We start from the raw sequence: 17674 nt of genomic DNA on the forward strand, positions 1-17674 counted from the left end.
GCGCCGTCCTGTCAACCCGCCGGGGTCCTCGGATCCTCAGGAGAGCAGCGTCGCGACCGAGGAATGGCGGTGCCGCTCGGCCGCGGAGCGCGCCAGGGCGTGGTCGCGGCGGCCGACGGCCTCCGCGAAGTCCAGGTGGGTGCGCAGCCGCTCGGACGTGCTGGGCGCCGTGGCCCCCTCGAGCTGCTCGGCGATGATGTAGTCGACGAGATTCGTGTAGAGGCTGCGCAGCAGCTCGTTCGGGGTGATCTCGGCGATGCGCGCGTGCAGCGCCCAGATCGCCGACGGGCCCGCCTCGGTGCCCCACACGGACTCGAGTCGCTCGGCCAGCGTCGCGATCTCGGCGACGTCGTCGTCGCTCGCATGCTCGATCGCGTCGTGCAGCACGAGTCCGTCCAGCGCGTCCAGCACGCGGAGGCAGTCGCTCGCGGTCGCCTTGCCCTCCCGCAGCTGCAGCAGCTGGTCGCTGAGCTGCATGAACGGCGAACGCGAGGCGACGAAGATGCCGCCGCCGGGGCCGGGCTTCGCATCCACGACGCCGCGCGAGCGCAGCAGCTGGATCGCCTCGCCGAGGGTCGCGGGCGCCACCCCGAACCGGGTGGCGAGCTCCTGCCGCCTCCCGATGAAGTGCCCCGCCTTCCAGCCGCCCGAGACGATCTCGTCCTCGAGCGACTTCGCCACCTGCACGGCGACGGCGGCGTTGGTGATCTGCGTCATGACTTCCCCCGGTGGTCCCTGCGGTGACCCCGAGCCGGCCACGCGTGAGTACAGAGTATGAGGTGACCCGCCTCGGCGCACCCTCTATTGAATATATTCATCATATCCAATCGGCATCGGCGGCCACGGATCGTCGATCTGGGACGAAGGAGCCCTCATGACGGACCCCGCCGCGCTCCGCACGGACGCGAGTGCGCTCCTGCCCGAGCTCGTCGCCCTGCGTCGCACGCTGCACGCGCATCCGGAGGCGGGTTTCACCCTCCCTCGGACGCAGCGCGCCGTGCTCGACGCCCTCGACGGGATCGGTCTGGCGGTGACCGCAGGCCCTGAGGACTTCTCCTCGATCACGGCCGTGGTGCGCGGCTCCCGCCCCGGCCCCGCCGTGCTGCTGCGCGCCGACATGGACGCCCTCCGCGTCGCGGAGCGCACCGGGCTCCCCTACGCCTCGACGGTCGACGGGGTCATGCACGCCTGCGGCCACGACCTGCACACCGCGGGGCTCGTCGGCGCCGCCCGGCTGCTGGCCGCGCGGCGGGAGCAGTTGGACGGGTCGGTCGTGCTCATGTTCGAGCCGGGCGAGGAGGCCGGCGGCGGAGCCCTGCGGATGATCCGCGAGGGGGTCCTGGATGCGGCGGGTCCGCGCGTCGAGGCCGCCTACGGCGTGCACGTGCTCCCGGGAGCGCCCGGAGTGTTCTCGACCCGCGGCGGGACGATCATGGCGGGCGCCTGTGCGCTCGAGGTCGTCGTCGAGGGCCGCGGCGGGCACGGGTCCCGTCCGCAGCAGGCCGTCGACCCGGTGCCCGCGGTCGCGCAGATCGTCCTCGCCCTGCACGCGTTCGCGACCCGGCGGTTCCCCGTCTCGGATCCGATCGTCCTGTCCGTGACCAAGCTCTCCGGGAGCGAGATCATCAACGCGATCCCGGACACCGCCTCGCTCGGCGCCACCATCCGCATCCTCTCCGAGCGCAGCCGGCGGGTGCTGGAAGCGGAGCTCCCGGCTCTCGCGCAGGGGATCGCGGCCGCGCACGGCTGCCGCGCCGAGGTCTCGTTCCGCACCGTCTACCCGGTCACCGTCAATGACGAGACCTGCGCCGAGCGGGCGCTCGCGACGATCGGCGGGCTGCTCGGCGCAGATCGTGCGATCTCCGCGACGGAGCCCTCGATGGCCTCCGAGGACTTCTCCGCCGTACTCGCCGAGGTGCCGGGGGCGTTCCTCTTCCTCGGCGCCACGCCGGCGGGCATCGATCCCGGCGAGTCGGAGATGAACCACTCCCCCCGCGCGGTGTTCGACGACGGGATCCTCGCGGACCAGGCCGCGGCGCTCGCCGCACTGGCGCTGGGCCACGTGGGGGCCGGTCGCTGATGACCCGGGCCCGCGGGAGCACGGTTCAGCCGGCCGGCGCCCCGCCGGCGGGGCGCCCGAGCCGTGCCGCCGCGGCGCGCACGAGCGGCCCCCGCGCCTGCGCCATCCGCTCGCGCAGGCGCGCGACCTCGCCCTGGTCGGCGTCGGGACACGCCGGGGATCCGGCGTCGAACGGCGGCGCGGGGTCGTACTCGATACCGAGCTGGATGCTGCGCGCGATGCCGGCCCCGTACAGCTCGGCCGCCAGGGTGAGGGCGAAGTCGATGCCGCTGGAGACGCCGGCCCCGGTGATGAGGTTCCCGTCGCGCACCACACGCTCCGGCGTCGGGATCGCGCCGAAGCCCGCCAGCAGCTCGAGCGAAGCCCAGTGCGTCGTCGCCCGTCGCCCCGCGAGGAGCCCGGCCGCGCCCAGCACGAACGCCCCGGTGCACACGCTCGTCACGAGGTGCGCGCGCGACGCCTGTTCCCGGACGAAGGCGAGCGCGGCGTCGTCCTCGAAGAGGTCGAACGCGCCGGGGCCGCCGGGCACGAACAGCACGTCCGCCCGCCCGGCGGCGCCGAAGTCCGCGGTGGGGAGGATCGAGAAGCCGGCGTCGGTCGGCACCGGCTCCACCCGATGCCAGGCGAACTCCACCTCAGTGCCCGGGAAGCGCGCGAACACCTGGGCCGGACCGGTGAGGTCGAGCTGGGTCATCCGCGGGAACACGATGCAGACGATGCGGAAGGGACGCCCCATGGATCTCTCGTGCCTCGAAGGCCCGGCGGCCCTGCGGGCCGCCGGGCGCGGATCAGTGCTTCTCGTGGATGAGCGACCAGGGCGAGGGGAACACGTCCACCCGCACCCGGACGATCGCCGGACGCCGGGCCGCGATCGCGGCCTCGATCGCGGTGCGCACGCCATCGGCGTCCTCGACGTCCACGAAGTCGATCCCGAACGCCTGCGCGAGCAGCGCGAAGTCGGGGTTGACCAGGTCGGAGCCGATGAAGCGCCCGCCGTAGGTGTCGCGCTGGATGCGCCAGACGTTCCCGAAGCGTCCGTCCTCGAACAGCACGGTGACGAGCGGGATCCCGTAGCGCTTGGCGGTCGCGAACTCCTGCAGCGACCAGCCGATCCCGCCGTCGCCGGTGACCGCGACGACGGGGCGGCCGCCCGCGCCCACCGCGGCGCCGAGGGCCGTGGGCATCGCGTAGCCGAGCGTGCCCTGGTAGCCGGGCCACACGTACGAGTGCGGCGCCTGCACGGGGAAGCCGTAGGTGGAGACGTAGCCGATCTGGGTGAGCTCGTTGACGTAGACGCCGTCCTCGGGCAACGCGGCGCGGATCGCGTCGACGAAGGCCATCTGCGGCGCGACGCGCTCGCGGATCCGCTCGTCGCACTCGGCGCGGAGCCGGCGCAGCTCGTCTCCCCAGCCCGCACGCGCGGGGACCTCCGCGACGAGCGCCTCGAGCACCGCGGTCGCGTCGGCCTGGATCGCGAGGTCGGGCCGCCGCGGGGATCCGAGATCCGCGGCCTCGACGTTCACGAGCGCGATCTTCGCGTCGCCGACGTTCAGCTGCTGACCGAACGGGGTGAGGAAGCGGCTGCCGAACGAGATCACGAGGTCGGCGGTCGCGCGCAGCTCCCAGAGGGCGAACGCGGGGAGCGCATGCGGATCGCGCGCGTCGATCGCCCCGCGGCCGTTCTCGCTCATGACGACCGGGGCGTCCAGCTTCTCGGCGAGGGCCGCGATGAGCGCGAAAGCGCGCTCCCCGCGCACGCCGCCGCCGACATGCAGGACGGGACGCTCGCTCTCCCCGAGCAGGCGCAGGAGCTCCGCCACGTCGTCGGCGGGCGCCACCGGGGCAGGCACCGCGAACGGGTCGCCGACCTCGACGTCGATCTCGGCGTGCAGCAGGTCCGGCCCCAGCTCCAGGGCGACGGGGCGCGGGCGGCCCGTGCGCATCTGGCGGAAGCCCTCGTGCACCAGCTCGGGGATCTCCTCGGCCCGGGTGGGACGCACCGACCACTTCGTCAGCCCCTGGACGGTCTCGCTCTGCCGCGGGATCTCGTGCAGCGCGCCGAGGCCGCCGCCCACGAGGCGCGAGGGGATCGTGCCGGCCAGGAGCATCACCTGCGAGGAGCAGGCGTAGGCGGTCGCCATGCCCGCTCCCGCGTTGAGCACGCCGGGGCCGGGAACCACCATCGCGACACCGGGCTTCCCGGACGCCCGGTGGTAGCCGTCCGCCATGTACGTCGTGCTCTGCTCGTGCCGCGGGACCAGCAGATCGATCTCGTCCTGCTTGCGGTACATCCCGTCGGTGAGCCCGTCCAGCTGCACGCCGGGGATCCCGAAGACCGTCTCGACGCCCTCGCTGAGCAGGGCCAGGGTGAGCGCGTCGCCGCCTGTCATCTTTGCCATCGCATCGCCTCTCAAGAAATGAATATAATGAATATAGATCTATTTCCCGGATCTCTGCAACGCGGCGGCCCGCCGGCCGACTCCGCAGAGGCCCGCGACCGCTCCCGGCGGACCCCGGGGAGCAGCAGGAAGGGAGGCGGGCGATGACGCTCGAAGCGCAGGTGCAGGCCTATGCGGACCGGCTCGGACGACCCATCATCGTGTTCGACGCCGAGTTCACGGTCATCGCGTTCAGCGTGCACGACGGCGACGTCGACCATGCGCGGCTGGCGATCATCCTCGCCCACCGCGGATCCTCCCGCGCGCGGGAGTCGATCAGGGAGTTCCGCGTCGGCCAGGCCGACGGCCCGGTGCTGATCCCGGCGATCGAGGGCGGACAGACCCGGCTCGTCGCACCCGTCCGGCACGACGGCCACCTCGTCGGCTACGTCTCGTCGACGATCCCGGAGGGGCACGAGCCCGCGGCCGACGACGAGGTGCTGCGCACCGGGCGCGAGCAGATCGGCGTCGTGCTCGCCGCGATGGCGCTCGGCAGCAGGCAGGACGAGGACCGGGCGCTGCGGCTACTCTCCGCGCTGTTCGGCGGCGGCGCGGAGCAGCGCGCGCGGGCCGCGGACGAGCTGCTCACGAGCGGCCTGCTCTCCCCCGCCCCGCACTACACCGCGATCTCGCTCGCCGTCGCCCCGGGCGCGGCGGCGAGCGCGGCGACCCTGCGCCTCCTGCTCGACCGGGCCGTCGCGAGCATCCCGGTGTTCCCGACGCTCAAGGCGGTCGGCGCCGTGATCGACGGGGAGGCGGTGATCGCCGTCCCCTACGAGATCGACGCCGACCGCCTCACCGCACTCCTCGCGCAGCCGGCGTTCTCCGCGCTGCGCGCCGGGATCGGCGGCGCGCACGCCCCGCTCGCCTCGGCCGTCCGCTCCCTCCGGGAGGCGCGGATCGCGCAGCGCGCGGCGGTGGTCGACGGCGAGCGCGGCAGCGTCGCGCACTGGGCCGAGCTGGGCCTGGACCGGGTGCTGCTGCAGCTGCCGCTCGCCGAGCTCGCGCTGACCGATCTCCCGGAGGCCGTGCAGCGCCTGCTCGACGCGCAGTCCGGCCCCGACCTCGCGCACACGCTCGAGGCGTATCTGGACTGCGGCTGCGATGCGCAGCGCACGGCGCAGGAGCTCCACGTGCACCGGAGCACGCTCTACTACCGGCTCGACCGGATCCGCGCGATCGCCGACGTCGACCTCGCCGACGGTGGCGTGCGCCGCGAGCTGCACACGGCCCTGCGCGTCGCGACGCTCGCCGGCCTGCGCTGATCCGCAGACAGCGATCGGACAATTGACTATATTGATTAGTGATTATTGCGGCCGTCCTCCGATCGCCGCCACCCCGCCGCACGCAAGGGAGCTGCCATGAACGCACTGCTGACCTCGGTCTCCGACCCCGACGGCCGCCCGATCCTCGACGCCGCCACCCGCGCGGAGGTCGGGCGGGCACCCATCCGCACCGTCGCGGACCTGGATCGAGCCATCGACGCCGCACGGTCCGCCCAGCCCGGCTGGGCCGCGCTCGGCCACGCCGAGCGCTCCCGCCTGCTGCACCTCGTCGCCGACGACCTCGACGCGCACGCCGACGAGCTCGGCGAGATCGTCACCGCCGAGCAGGGCAAGATCGACGGCGCCGGAGAGGTGCACGGCGCCGCGCACTGGCTCCGCGCCGCCGCCGACACGGTCCTGGAGCCGCAGGTGCTGCGCGAGGAGGGGGCCTCCCGCACCGAGCTGCACTACGTCCCCCTCGGCGTCGTGGCGTCGATCGGCCCCTGGAACTTCCCCGTCATGATCTCGGTCTGGCATATCGCGCCGGCGCTGCGCATGGGCAACACGGTGGTCATGAAGCCCTCGGAGAACACCCCGCTGAGCGTGCTCGCCCTCGCCGAGATCTTCCGCCGCCACCTGCCCTCCGACGTCGTGACGGCCGTCTCCGGCGACCGCGAGGTGGGGGCGGCGCTGGCCGCGCACCCCGACGTCGCGAAGATCGTCTTCACCGGATCCACTCCGACCGGCCGGCGGATCGTCGAGAGCTCGGCGCACAACCTCGCCCGGCTCACGCTCGAGCTCGGCGGCAACGACGCCGGGATCGTGCTGCCCGGCACAGACGTGCAGGCGGTCGCCGACCGCCTGTTCTGGGGCGCCTTCATGAACACCGGGCAGGTGTGCGCCGCCCTCAAGCGCCTCTACGTGCACGACTCCGTCTACGACGAGGTGGTCGCCGCGCTCGCCGAGCGCGCCGAGGCCGCGCCGATGGGCTCCGGGCACGACAAGGGCAACCGGCTCGGGCCGGTGCAGAACCCCGCCCAGTTCGACATCGTCTCGCGCCTCGTCGACGACGCCCGCGAGCGCGGGGGCAGGATCGTCACGGGCGGGGAGCCCGCCGCCGACCTCGGGCCGCTCTTCTACCGCGCCACGATCGTCGCCGACGTCGAGGACGGCGCGGCGATCGTCGACGAGGAGCAGTTCGGCCCGGTGCTGCCCGTCGTGCGCTACACCGACGTCGACGACGCCGTGCGCCGCGCGAACGGCACGGAGCAGGGCCTCGGCGCCTCGGTGTGGGGCCCGGACGCCGACGCGGCCGCCGAGGTCGCCCAGCGCCTCGACGCCGGCACGGTGTGGATCAACCAGCACGGCGGCGTGGATCCGTCCATCCCCTTCGGCGGCACGAAGGCCTCCGGCTACGGCCTGGAGTTCGGCGTCGAGGGGCTCAAGGCGATGGCGGCGACGAAGGTCATCCGCCGCTGAGCGGCGGCGCCGGCCGGGGCGACCGCGTTTCGTCTCGCTCCGGCTGCGCCGGGGCTCGCTCAACGACCCCGAGTCTCCCTCCCGAGGGCTCGCTCACCGACCCCGAGTCCCGCTCCCCGGGGCTCGCACACCGACCCGAGTCCCCCCTCCCCGGGGTCGTTGAGCGAGGACGCCGCAGGCGACCGAGACGAGACGCGGCGAGCGCCGGTCCGCTTCAGGCGACTCCGCGCAGCAGCTCCCAGAGCGCGGCGGCCTCCGGAGCGGTCGGGGCCGCGCCCCGCCAGACCACGGTCTGGTCCTGCCGGACGAGGGTGATCGGCTGGTCGTACTCGGCCGGCAGTCCTTCCGCGACCTCGACGACGGAGAACGGGATCCCGCGCAGCTCGGCGGCCGCGGCGAGAACCGCGGCCGGCGCACCGGGCGCGCACACCGCGGTGTAGCCCGCCGAGAGCAGGTCGTAGAGCGAGGTCCCGTCGGCGAGCCGGAAGTGCGGTGCCCGGCAGCCGGGCACCGTGGAGGGCGTGTAGGAGCCCATCGTGTACCCGGGCGCCTCTGCGCCGTCGTAGCGGATGATCGGCGAGGCGTCGTAGCTGTAGCCGTAGTTGAGACCCGCCGCGGCGAACTGCGGCTCGTTGAGGTCGTGCACCGCGGCGCCGAACACGCGGCGCGCCTCGTCGCCGGCGGGGCCCTCGTCCTCGAGCGCCGCGGGCAGCCCGGGCTTGGCGAGCTTCTGCTGGTGGCTCATCGCGAAGTGCGAGACCTGCTCGGTGATCGGGCGCCGCTCGGACTGGTACGCGTCCAGGATCCGCTCGTCCGCCCAGCCGGCGATCGTCGCGCCCAGCAGCCAGGTGAGGTTCAGCACGTCGGCGATGCCCGCGTTCATGCCGAACCCGGCGAACGGCACCCAGAGATGGCAGGCGTCGCCCGCGATGAACACCCGGCCGTCGCGGAAGCGGTCGGCGAGGAGGCGTCGCGCGACCCAGTCCTCCTTCGAGACGACCTCGTAGGAGAAGTCCTCGTCGACGCCGAGGATCGCGCGGATCGCGGCATCGCGGTCGACGGATCCGGGATCCTCCGCCTCCTCGGGCGAGAGGTAGGTGTGCACGAGGAACGTCCCGGTGCCGTCGATCGAGTAGACGTGCCCCACGCGGCGCGGATTGAACGTGTAGTAGCCCCAGGCGCGGGGCTCGTCAGCCGACATGAGGCCGTAGAGATGCGGGGCGCGGATGCACGTCGACTGCACGTGCTGCAGGACCGGATCGCCGCTGAGCTTCGCCCCGATCTGCTTGCGCACCGCCGAGCGGCCGCCGTCCGCACCGATGAGGTAGCGGGCGCGCAGGGTGCGCTCGTTCTCGCCGTCGAGGTCGCTGATCGTCGCCGTGACGCCGTCGGCGTCCTGCGCGAAGGCGTGGAAACGGGTGCGGTTGAGCAGCGTCACGCCGGGCGCCTCCGCCGCGTGCCGGGCGAGGATCGGCTCCAGGAAGGTCTGGTTGATGCGGTGCGGCGGCTCGGGCGTCGCCCAGGAGGTGTCCGGTCCGTCCGTCGCGGTGTACCGCTCGCCGCTCGCCGGGATCGGGATCCGGGACAGCTCGCGCCCCGTGAGGGAGGTGCGGAACGCCACGTCCTGCGGGTGGTCGGCGGGCAGGCCCGCCGCGCGCACCTCGGCCGCGATCCCGAGCCGGCGCAGGCTCTCCATCGTGCGGGACGCGACGTGGTTGCACTTCACGTTCGGCGGTTCGAGGAAGTCGCGCGTCTCGACCACGATCGCCGAGACCCCGCGGGAGGACAGGTCCAGCGCGGCGAGCAGGCCGACCGGGCCCGCTCCGATGATGAGGACGTCGGCGTCCGGCGTGCCGGTCATCGTGCTCCGTTCGGGTCGGCCGCCGGACGGATCGGATCCCCGAGGCGGCGGAAGTCGTAGAGGTCGAGGGTGAGCTCCCCCGCGCGCAGGCGGGCCATGTACGCGTCCTCCTTCGCGGCGCGCACACGGGCCGCGTCGAGGACGCGGTCGACGTCGCCGGAGGGCAGGATCGCGACGCCGTCGCGATCCGCGACCACCAGGTCGCCCGCGTTCACGACCCGGCCGCGCAGCGTGATCGGGATCCCGATCGTGCCGGGCCAGTGCTTGATCGTGCCGCGGATGGAGATCGAGGTGCTGAACGCCGCGAAGCCGAGCTCGCGCAGCTGCGCGGTGTCGCGCACGCCGCCGTCGATCACGAGGCCCGCGATGCCGCGCGCCTGCGCCGCGACCGCCATGACCTCGCCCCAGTATCCGAAGGGCGCCGCCCCGCCGTCGACGACGAGCACGTCGCCGGGGCCCGCCGCCTCCAGGCCGTGGTGCAGGGCGAGGTTGTCCCCCGCCTGCGCCGACACCGGCACCGCGCGGCCGACGATCTCCGCGCCGTCCCAGGCCGGGCGGAACGCCGCGTCGAGGAAGCAGTCCTGCCCGGAGGCCTCGTACAGGGTCGCGCTGCCGAGTCGCAGCAGCTCTGCGGCGTCGACCGGATCCGCGCCGCTCACGCCTCGGCCCGCTGCAGGTCGTGGTAGCCGTAGCGCGCGCGGGCCTCGGCGATCGACGCGCCGCCGAGCGCGGCGGCGAGGATCGACTCCTCGCGGGCGTGGATCGTCTCCGCGACCTCGAGCACCTCGGCCTCGCAGTCCTGCGGGATCGCGACGACCCCGTCGGAGTCGCCGAGCAGGATGTCGCCCGGGCGCACCGTGACGCCGCCGATCGTGACGGGCCCCTGCTCCTCGGCGACCTCCACCCGGTCCTTGCCGGTGCGCATGAAGCGTCCGCGGCTGTAGATCGGATAGCCGATCGACAGCGCGCGGTGCGTGTCGCGGCACACGCCCTCGATCACGGTGCCGGCGATGCCCCGATGGTGCGCGACGGCGGTGAGGATGTCCCCCCACACCGTGCAGTCCACACGGGCGTCGTTGTCGAGCACGACCACCTGGCCCGGCTCGACCTGGTCGATGAAGTCCCCGACCGTGCCGGCCGGCACCTGGGCGCTCACGTAGCGGACGGTGAAGGCGCGCCCGACCATGCGCTGGCCGTCGGCGAGCGGCGCGAGGCCGAGCAGGCTTCCGGGGCGGCGCAGCTTGTCGAGGGCGTCCGAGACGGTGGCGGTGCCGAGCTCGCGGAAGCGCTCGATGAGGGGATCCGTCATGGCTTCTGCTCCTCTGCGGTGACGGTGGGGAACTGGGAGTCGTGCATGACCTCGCTCACGTCCCGGCCCGCGCGCACGGCCTCCGCCATGCGCTCCTCCCGGTCGGCGATGCGGCGGGCGAGGCCGACCACGCGCTCGGCCTGATCGGCGGCGACGAACACGACCCCGTTGACGTCGGCGATCACGTAGTCGTACGAGGCGACGGACACGCCCGCGACCTGGATCCGCTCGTCCGCGGCCTGCTGCACGATGCGGCCGCGCGCGCTCACGGGCACGGCCGCGCGGGCGTACAGCGGCAGTCCGAGCGCGGCGCTCTCCTGCACGTCGCGGCAGGCGCCGTCGACGATCACGCCGGCCACGCCGCGGCGCACGGCGGCCTCGGCGAGCAGGCCGCCCCAGCACGACACGTCGGTGCGGCCGTGGTTGTCGATCACGACGACGTCGTCGGGCTCGGCGACGGCGACGAGCGGCGTCGCGATGTGCGTCGCGGGGCCTGCCGCCGCCTTGGGCGCCGCCGTGACCGTGCGCACGCGGCCCGCGGTCACGCCGGCCGACGGCCAGCGCGGCGCGAGGGCCGTGACGGCGCCCGGCAGGCCGAGCGTGTCCAGCGCGTCCGACACCGCGCAGCTGTCCAGCTCCCGCAGCGCCGCGACGATGGGATCGGTCATCGGGCGGTCCGCTCCCAGGTGAGGAAGCCCATCGCGTTGCCGGTGCCGGCCTCGGTGCGGTAGCACGGCTCGTAGTCGACGTTCGTGACGCTGAGGCCGACCTCGTCGGCGATGCCGGCGACCGCGATCCAGTTGCGCAGCTCGGAGGCGCCCGACATCATCTCGCCGGCGGGGACCGACGAGAGGTACTCGGCGTCGTGGTCCTTCATGGCCTGGATGAACTCGGAGTCGAGCTTCTCGTCGATGACGAAGTGGCTGAGGCCGCCGGAGGCGACGACGCCGACGCGCAGGTCGCCGGGGAAGGACTGGATCGCCCGGCCGACCGCGCGCCCGAAGTCGTAGCAGCGCTTGGCGCTCGGCGGGTTCGGCTCCCAGAACGTGTTGATGAAGATCGGCACCATCGGGATCGTCGACTCCTGGCCGAGGAAGCGCTGGTAGATGAAGCCGAAGCCGTGCGGGATCGTGTGGTTCTCGTAGCGCCCGGCGGGGATGATCTCCGTCGCGCCGGTGTCGAAGTCGTCCGCCTGGGTCGACTGGATGATGTGCTTGCCGAGCGCGCGGTGCGTCGGGCGCATGACCGTGCGGTCGGGCACGTCGCCCATCGCGGCCTCGGCGAGGCCGGGCGCCATCTCGTCCAGCTGCGCCTGCGTGTATGGGACGTGCGCGACCTCGTCGCCCCAGAACACCGAGAACGGCGCGAGCCATTCGTCGCCGTAGGTCTCCTTGTGGTCGCTCGAGATGATGACGAGCACGTCCACGTCCTGGTCCGCGATGAAGCGCGAGAGCGCGTCCATCGACGCCTGGCAGCTGTCCCAGCGGCGCTGCATCACGTCGTGGGTGATCTCGGCGGAGAAGTCCTCGCGGAGCGCCTTGAGCTCCTCGAAGGAGTACGTGCCGCCGCGGAACTTCAGCCCCTTGCTGCGGCGGTCGGCGACGCCGCGCGTCTCCCAGGCCTCGGGCGGTGCGGCCTTGAGCTGCGGGCCGTGCGAGGTGCCGAATCCGGCGACGATCTCGGTCATGGTGGATCCTTTCTCGGAGTGCGGGGCGCGGCCGTCAGAGACGGAAGAGGGCGCGCGCGTTGTTCTCGAGCACGTCGGCGCGACGGTCGTCGTCGAGCCACTCGATGTCATCGATGAGCAGGTGGATGTCGTCGAACCAGCGGCCGGTCGCGGGATCGATCTGCGATCCGGTGCCGGGCTTCTCGGATCCGAAGAGCACGCGGTCGGTGCCGACCGCCTTGAGGAGCAGCTCGAGGCTCTCCTGCGTGTAGAGGCAGGAGTCGAAGTGGAAGTTGCGCAGCTTGTCGAGGTAGGAGACGCCGGTGCGCACGACCGAGGGCAGGAATCGGCCCATCTGGTACGGGATCGCCCCGCCGCCGTGCGCGACGACGACCTTGAGGTCGGGGAAGTCGGCGAAGACGTTCGCCTGGATCATGCTCCAGACCGAGACCGTCTCCTCCTGGATGAAGTGCAGGCTGTACGGCTCGCGAGAGGGGAACTTGCATCCCGCCGAGTGCAGCAGCATCGGCACGTCGAGCTCGCAGAGCGCCTCGTAGAGCGGGTACCAGTAGCGCTCGCCCATCGCGGGCGGCACCTCGGTGCCCTCGTAGGGGTCGGAGTTGACCATCGCGCCGACGAAGCCGAGCTCGGTGACCGCGCGGCGCAGCTCGGGCAGCCACTGCTCGACGCTCAGATACGGGCTCTGCGGGATCCCCGCGACGCCCCGGAAGCGGCCGGGGAAGAGCTCCGTCGCGCGGTGGATGAGGTTGTTGGTCTCGGCCGTGAACCACTCGACGATCTTCGTCGGACGCTCGGAGTGCATCGCGTGGAACGGTCGCGGCGAGAGCAGCTGGAGGTCGATCCCCGCGCCGTCGATGTGGTCGAGGTGCGAGATGTTCCCGAAGCTCGGATGCGGCGCGTTGTACGAGGCGATGAGTGCGTCGTCGCTGATGACCGGAGGCTTGCCGCCGTGCGAGCCGCGCGCGGCGAGCAGCGATGCCTTCCACGCGTAGTACGCGTCCGGGGCGGACATGTGGCCGTGGACATCGATGATCACGGGGGCTCCTTCTGAGTCTTCTGCGGTCCGGAGGGCCGGGGCTTCGTCGCTGTCTCGACGCTATGAGAGGCCGCATCCGGGCGGATCGGCGGGCTGCGGGAAACTCCCCCAGGCGGATCCGACACGGTGTCCGAATCGGATCCGCCCGAGGCGCCGCGGTTCGGGAGCCGCGGCCCGGAGGGTCACTGCACGAGCACGCTCGCGGCGGCGCGGATGCGCTTCAGGAAGGGCTCGGCCGGGTCCTCGGCGGGGACATCGCCCCCGCGCAGGACGATCGCGAGCGCGTCGTCGAGCACCATCGACGGATCCTCCGGCATGCCCGGCGACCGCCACGCGACCTTGCGGTCGGGACGCACGAGCAGCGCCCCGTCGTCGCCGATCTCCCGCGCGCCGTTCCAGGCGTCGTCGGCGTCGTCGATCGCGACGACGGTGACGGGCAGCGCTCCGCCGAGGAGGTCGACCGCCTCCTGCCACCGGCCGGCGGCGGACGCCGAGGTGAGCAGGGTCAGCCCCACCCGCTCGATGAGATCGTGCGAGGACACGGCGTCGCCGTCCGCGGTGCGGCTCGCCAGCCAGACGTGGGGCAGATGATGCCCCGGTCGCGACGTCGCCTGGAAGTCTGTGGGGTCGGCCGGGTCGCCCGGCACGGGCGTGCCGTCCGGCACCAGTGCGCCCGCCGCGTAGTGGAACCCCGCCTCGACGCCGAGCTGGCTGTAGTCGTGCGCGTTGTGCGCGACCTCGGCCTCGACGCGGGCCCGCATCGCCTCCCCCTCGGGGGTGTCGCTCACGAAAACCTCGAGGTTGCGGAAGCCCTCCGCCTCGTCCTCGCTGAAGCCGAGCGCCGCGGCGATCGGGGGATGCCGGTTCGCGTTCTCGAGGGAGTGCGCGGTGTACCAGGCCACGATCGGCCGGCGCTCGGCCTGATAGCTGTCCAGCAGCGCATCGGGGGCCTGACCGTCCAGCACCGCGGCCAGCTTCCAGCACAGGTTCTGCGCGTCCTGGATCCCGCTGTTCAGGCCCAGTCCGCCCGTCGGCGGGTGCTTGTGCGCCGCGTCGCCCGCGAGGAACACGCGGCCGCTGCGGAACCGCTTCGCGACCAGCCCGTTGTAGGTCCAGCGCGTCATCGAGTGCATCGTGATCCCGTGGTCCTCGGCAAGACCGAGCATGCGCCGGATCGAGTCGAAGAGCGCCTGCTCGTCATCCGGGTCGCCCTCGACCATCCAGCCCGCGACCGACACCAGCCATTCCTCGGAGTCGCGGTCGTAGTGCGTGGGGCCGAGCGCCTGGATCGTGCCGCGCCGCCGCGCCCCGCCCGCCGGGTGCAGGAAGTGGCCGAGCAGCGCGTCCGGCTCCGGCCAGGCCGAGAGGTCGAGGCTCACGTGGTAGTTGACCACCTCGCGCATGTCCCTCGGCCCCTCCAGCTCGACTCCGAGCAGGGCGGCGCTGTCGCGTCCGCCATCGGCCGCGATCACGTAGCGGGCCCGCACCTCGCGGACCTCGCCCGAGACCACGTCGCGGATCTCTACCGTTGCGGAATCCGCGTCCTGACGGATCCCGATCACCTCCTGCTTCGCGCGGATCCGGCCCGGCGCCGCAGCGACCGCGTGCCGGTGGATGAGGGGATCGAGCCGCAGCTGGGGCATGTTCGCGAACGCCCGCGGGCTCGAGGCCCGGTAGCGCTCGGCGTCGGGTCCGCCGCCCCACGCCGGCACCTCGCCGATCTTGAGCCCGTCGAAGCGCCCCGGCCCGGTCGCGGTCGTGTACCAGACGGCCTTGCGCCAGCGGTCGTGCGTGGGGGTCGCCGCATAGATGTCGTCCGCGACGCCCATGTCGTGGAACGCCTCCATCGTCCGCGGGTTGAGCAGGTGCGCGCGGGGGAAGCGGAACACGAAGTCGCGCCGCTCGACGAGCAGCACGTCGATCCCGCGCTGGGCGAGCAGGATCGCGCAGCTCATGCCGACCGGTCCGCCGCCCATGACGAGGACCTCGACGGCCGCGGGCCATTCGTCCTCGCCGAGCGGCGGCAGGGGGGCGCGGGGGCTCTTCACGGATGCGGTCACGGATTCCTCCTCGAATGCGGAATCCCAGGCTAGGGACGGGCCGGAACGCGACGATACGTGCCGAGAGCGCGAAAGTCGGCGGCCGATTCCGACACGATGTCGGATCCCGTCACGCCTCCGGAACACGACGAAGGAGGACGTGCCGTCCCCCTCGGAGCAGCACGCCCTCTTCCGCCCGCGGGCCGGCTCTCAGCCCGAGATCGTGGGGACGGTCACCCACTGCCAGTAGGTGAACTCGTCCAGGTTCCAGTGGCCGCCGTGCCGGCCGCCGTTGCCGGAGGCGCCGATCCCGCCCATCGGGATGTGCGCGGCGTCGTAGATCGTCTGCCCGTTGACCGCCACCATGCCGGCACGCAGCCGCGCGGCGAAGCCGAGCGCGCGGGCGACGTCGCGCGTGTGGATCGCCGCCGTGAGGCCGTAGTCGCTCGCGTTGGCCAGCGCCAGGGCCTCCTCCTCGGTGCGGAACCGGGTGACGGGGGCGACGGGGCCGAAGATCTCCGAGCGGAACGCGGCGTTGTCCCGGTCCACCCCGTCCAGCACGGTCGGCGCGTAGAACAGGCCGTCATGCGCGCCGCCGTGCACGACGCGGGCCCCGTCGGCGACCGCCGCCTGGACGATGCCGTGCACGCGCTCGGTCTGCGCCGCGGTGATGAGCGGCCCGAGCGTCGTGCCCGAAGCGAGCGGGTCGCCCGGCACCAGGGCCGCCGCAGCGGCGCGCAGACGCTCGACGTACTCGTCGGCGATGCTCTCGTGCACGAGATGACGCCCCGTGGCCATGCAGATCTGCCCCTGATGCCGGAAGGATCCGGCGACGCCGGCGGCGACCGCCCGGTCCAGATCCGCATCGGCCATCACGACGAAGGCGTTGTTGCCGCCGAGCTCGAGCACCACGCGCTTGAGCAGGCCGCCGGCGACCTCGCCGACGCGACGACCGGCGGCGGACGAGCCGGTGAAGGAGATCACGGCGGTGTGCGGCGAGCGCACCACGGCCTCGCCGGTCTCGGGGCCTCCGGGCAGCACGTGCAGCACGCCGTCGGGGAGCCCGGCGCGGCGGAAGACCTCGGCGATCGCGGCGCCGCCGGAGAACGCCGTCTTCACGTCGGGCTTGAGGAGCACGGCGTTGCCGAGCGCGATCGCGGGGGCGACCGAGCGGATCGCGAGCATGAGCGGGGCGTTCCAGGGCGAGATGACGCCGACGACCCCGACGGGGATCCGGCGGGCCATCCCGATCGTGGCGGGATCCTCGACCGGCAGCAGGTCGCCCTGCGACATCGTGACGAGCCCCGCCGCCGCGACGAGCTCGTCGACGGCCTTGTCCACCTCGTGGGAGGCCTTGCCGGGCAGGGATCCGCTCTCCCGGATGAGGACGTGCTCGACCTCCGCGCGGATCTCCCGCAGCGCGGCCGCCGCACCCAGGAGCACGTCGGCGCGGGTGCGGTACGACGTGCGCCCCCACTCGGCCTGGGCCGCCGCGGCGCTCGCTCCCGCCCGTTCGACGTCGGACTCGTCGGCGATACCCGCGTGCGCCACGACGCCGCCGTCCCCGGGGGACACGATCGGCTGCGCGCCACCGGCGCCCGGACGCCATCCGTCCGAGAAGATCAGCCCGTCGATGCCCTCGATGTCCCACCGTGCCATCGCCGTCTCCGTCCTCCTCGTCGAATGCTGCCACGGCGATGGTATTCGACGCGCGGCCCCGCCCTCCCCGTCGCGGAGGAGCAAGGCGCGACACCCCTCTCCGACACCGTGTCGTGCGGCGCCACGGCGGTGCGAGAGTCGGCGACCTGCGGGGCGGGCGGCGGATCTGCTATGGTGATGGATTGCGCGCCTGGCCTGCCGACGTCTCTTCGGTGCCGCGCCGCCCGATCCCGAGAGCGATCTCAGGATCCACCCGTCCGGAGTGACATCCGCGAATCGCACCGATGCGTTCTCGCGCGTCCAGACGGGGTCCGACTTTCCCGGCTGCCGCGCGCCGCCGGACAGCACGAAGAAGCAACACCATGAACATCACCTGGAAACAGGCCGATCACGACGTCTACGTCGCGACCACGGACGGCGAGTACGCCGGCTTCGTGGCCGTCGACGGCACGACCCATGTCCTGCACGATCGGCACAGCCGCCGTCTCGGCAGCTACCCGTCCCTCTCCGCCGCGCGCAGCGCGCTGGAGTCCCTCGGCGCACCCGCGTCCGAGACGAAGCACCGCCCGCGTCGTTCCGCACGGAGCCGCCGCCGGCCCTCCACCGCACGGAGCCGCTGAGCGGATCCGGAACCGAACGGAGCGTCCGGTTCCCCTCCCCCGCCGCGTTGCGCCGTCGGGTTGCGGCCGTCCGCGCGCGTAATCGGGTTGCGCCGTCCGCGCGCGCAATTCAGGCTGGCCGGGCCCCGCACGGGCACAAAACACCGATAGAGCCGCACGAGCCGCGATCCGGCCTGAATTGAGAACGGCGGGCGCGCGCAA

Annotated in this window: 15 protein-coding genes; 4 read left to right on the forward strand and 11 right to left on the reverse strand. The window is 73.1% G+C overall.

The annotated features are described in order from the left end of the window. Positions 1 to 36: 36 nt before the first annotated feature. Positions 37 to 717, reverse strand: coding sequence for a FadR/GntR family transcriptional regulator (locus tag WFJ01_RS00205; protein ID WP_251447888.1), 681 nt, complete (start codon positions 715 to 717; stop codon positions 37 to 39). A 157-nt stretch (positions 718 to 874) separates the two neighbouring features. Between WFJ01_RS00205 and WFJ01_RS00210 the strand changes: the two genes are divergently transcribed. Next, the gene (locus WFJ01_RS00210) at positions 875 to 2080 is read left to right on the forward strand and encodes a M20 metallopeptidase family protein (protein ID WP_336627845.1); all 1206 of its coding nucleotides are present in this window, start codon (positions 875 to 877) and stop codon (positions 2078 to 2080) included. 25 nt (positions 2081 to 2105) lie between these two features. On the opposite strand, the gene WFJ01_RS00215 is transcribed toward WFJ01_RS00210, so the two are convergent. Further along, a complete protein-coding gene (locus WFJ01_RS00215; protein WP_336627846.1) occupies positions 2106 to 2816 on the reverse strand; it encodes a DJ-1/PfpI family protein in 711 nt (236 codons plus the stop codon). Positions 2817 to 2868: 52 nt separating this feature from the next. Further along, positions 2869 to 4479 (reverse strand): thiamine pyrophosphate-binding protein, encoded by a 1611-nt coding sequence (locus WFJ01_RS00220; RefSeq protein WP_336627847.1) that lies wholly within the window; start codon positions 4477 to 4479, stop codon positions 2869 to 2871. Between the two features lie 143 nt (positions 4480 to 4622). Here WFJ01_RS00220 and WFJ01_RS00225 point away from each other — a divergent pair, with 143 nt between their 5' ends. Both WFJ01_RS00225 and WFJ01_RS00230 read left to right on the forward strand, forming a co-directional pair. Next, positions 4623 to 5783 carry a PucR family transcriptional regulator gene (locus WFJ01_RS00225; RefSeq protein ID WP_336627848.1) on the forward strand — a complete coding sequence of 387 codons (1161 nt, stop codon included), beginning with the start codon at positions 4623 to 4625 and terminating at the stop codon, positions 5781 to 5783. Between the two features lie 96 nt (positions 5784 to 5879). Beyond that, the gene (locus WFJ01_RS00230) at positions 5880 to 7262 is read left to right on the forward strand and encodes an aldehyde dehydrogenase family protein (RefSeq protein WP_292887447.1); all 1383 of its coding nucleotides are present in this window, start codon (positions 5880 to 5882) and stop codon (positions 7260 to 7262) included. A gap of 214 nt (positions 7263 to 7476) precedes the next feature. On the opposite strand, the gene WFJ01_RS00235 is transcribed toward WFJ01_RS00230, so the two are convergent. The 8 genes from WFJ01_RS00235 to WFJ01_RS00270 form a co-directional block, all read right to left on the reverse strand. Next, positions 7477 to 9123: an FAD-dependent monooxygenase gene (locus tag WFJ01_RS00235; RefSeq protein WP_336627849.1), complete on the reverse strand. Its 1647-nt coding sequence runs from the start codon at positions 9121 to 9123 to the stop codon at positions 7477 to 7479. Next, entirely contained in the window at positions 9120 to 9782 is a 663-nt protein-coding gene (locus tag WFJ01_RS00240) for a 4-carboxy-4-hydroxy-2-oxoadipate aldolase/oxaloacetate decarboxylase (protein WP_336627850.1), read from the reverse strand. Before WFJ01_RS00240 ends, WFJ01_RS00235 begins: the two co-directional genes overlap by 4 nt. Further along, positions 9779 to 10432, reverse strand: a complete 654-nt coding sequence (locus WFJ01_RS00245) for an RraA family protein (protein ID WP_251447907.1) — start codon at positions 10430 to 10432, stop codon at positions 9779 to 9781. The genes WFJ01_RS00240 and WFJ01_RS00245 overlap by 4 nt, the downstream gene beginning before the upstream one ends. Further along, on the reverse strand, positions 10429 to 11100 hold the full coding sequence (locus WFJ01_RS00250; protein WP_251447910.1) for an RraA family protein: 672 nt from the start codon (positions 11098 to 11100) through the stop codon (positions 10429 to 10431). The genes WFJ01_RS00245 and WFJ01_RS00250 overlap by 4 nt, the downstream gene beginning before the upstream one ends. Further along, positions 11097 to 12119 carry a hypothetical protein gene (locus WFJ01_RS00255; protein WP_336627851.1) on the reverse strand — a complete coding sequence of 341 codons (1023 nt, stop codon included), beginning with the start codon at positions 12117 to 12119 and terminating at the stop codon, positions 11097 to 11099. Before WFJ01_RS00255 ends, WFJ01_RS00250 begins: the two co-directional genes overlap by 4 nt. A gap of 34 nt (positions 12120 to 12153) precedes the next feature. Continuing rightward, complete coding sequence (locus WFJ01_RS00260) at positions 12154 to 13155, reverse strand: amidohydrolase family protein (RefSeq protein ID WP_233311180.1); 1002 nt, start codon at positions 13153 to 13155, stop codon at positions 12154 to 12156. A gap of 182 nt (positions 13156 to 13337) precedes the next feature. Further along, the gene (locus tag WFJ01_RS00265) at positions 13338 to 15215 is read right to left on the reverse strand and encodes an FAD-dependent monooxygenase (protein WP_336627852.1); all 1878 of its coding nucleotides are present in this window, start codon (positions 15213 to 15215) and stop codon (positions 13338 to 13340) included. A gap of 189 nt (positions 15216 to 15404) precedes the next feature. Then, positions 15405 to 16853, reverse strand: coding sequence for an aldehyde dehydrogenase family protein (locus tag WFJ01_RS00270; protein WP_336627853.1), 1449 nt, complete (start codon positions 16851 to 16853; stop codon positions 15405 to 15407). A gap of 362 nt (positions 16854 to 17215) precedes the next feature. On the opposite strand from WFJ01_RS00270, the gene WFJ01_RS00275 reads away from it, so the two are divergent. Next, positions 17216 to 17473 (forward strand): hypothetical protein, encoded by a 258-nt coding sequence (locus WFJ01_RS00275; protein WP_292887470.1) that lies wholly within the window; start codon positions 17216 to 17218, stop codon positions 17471 to 17473. The last annotated feature ends 201 nt before the right edge of the window (positions 17474 to 17674 follow it).

The sequence above is a fragment of the Microbacterium sp. MMO-35 genome, assembly GCF_037147555.1.
GTDB lineage: Bacteria > Actinomycetota > Actinomycetes > Actinomycetales > Microbacteriaceae > Microbacterium.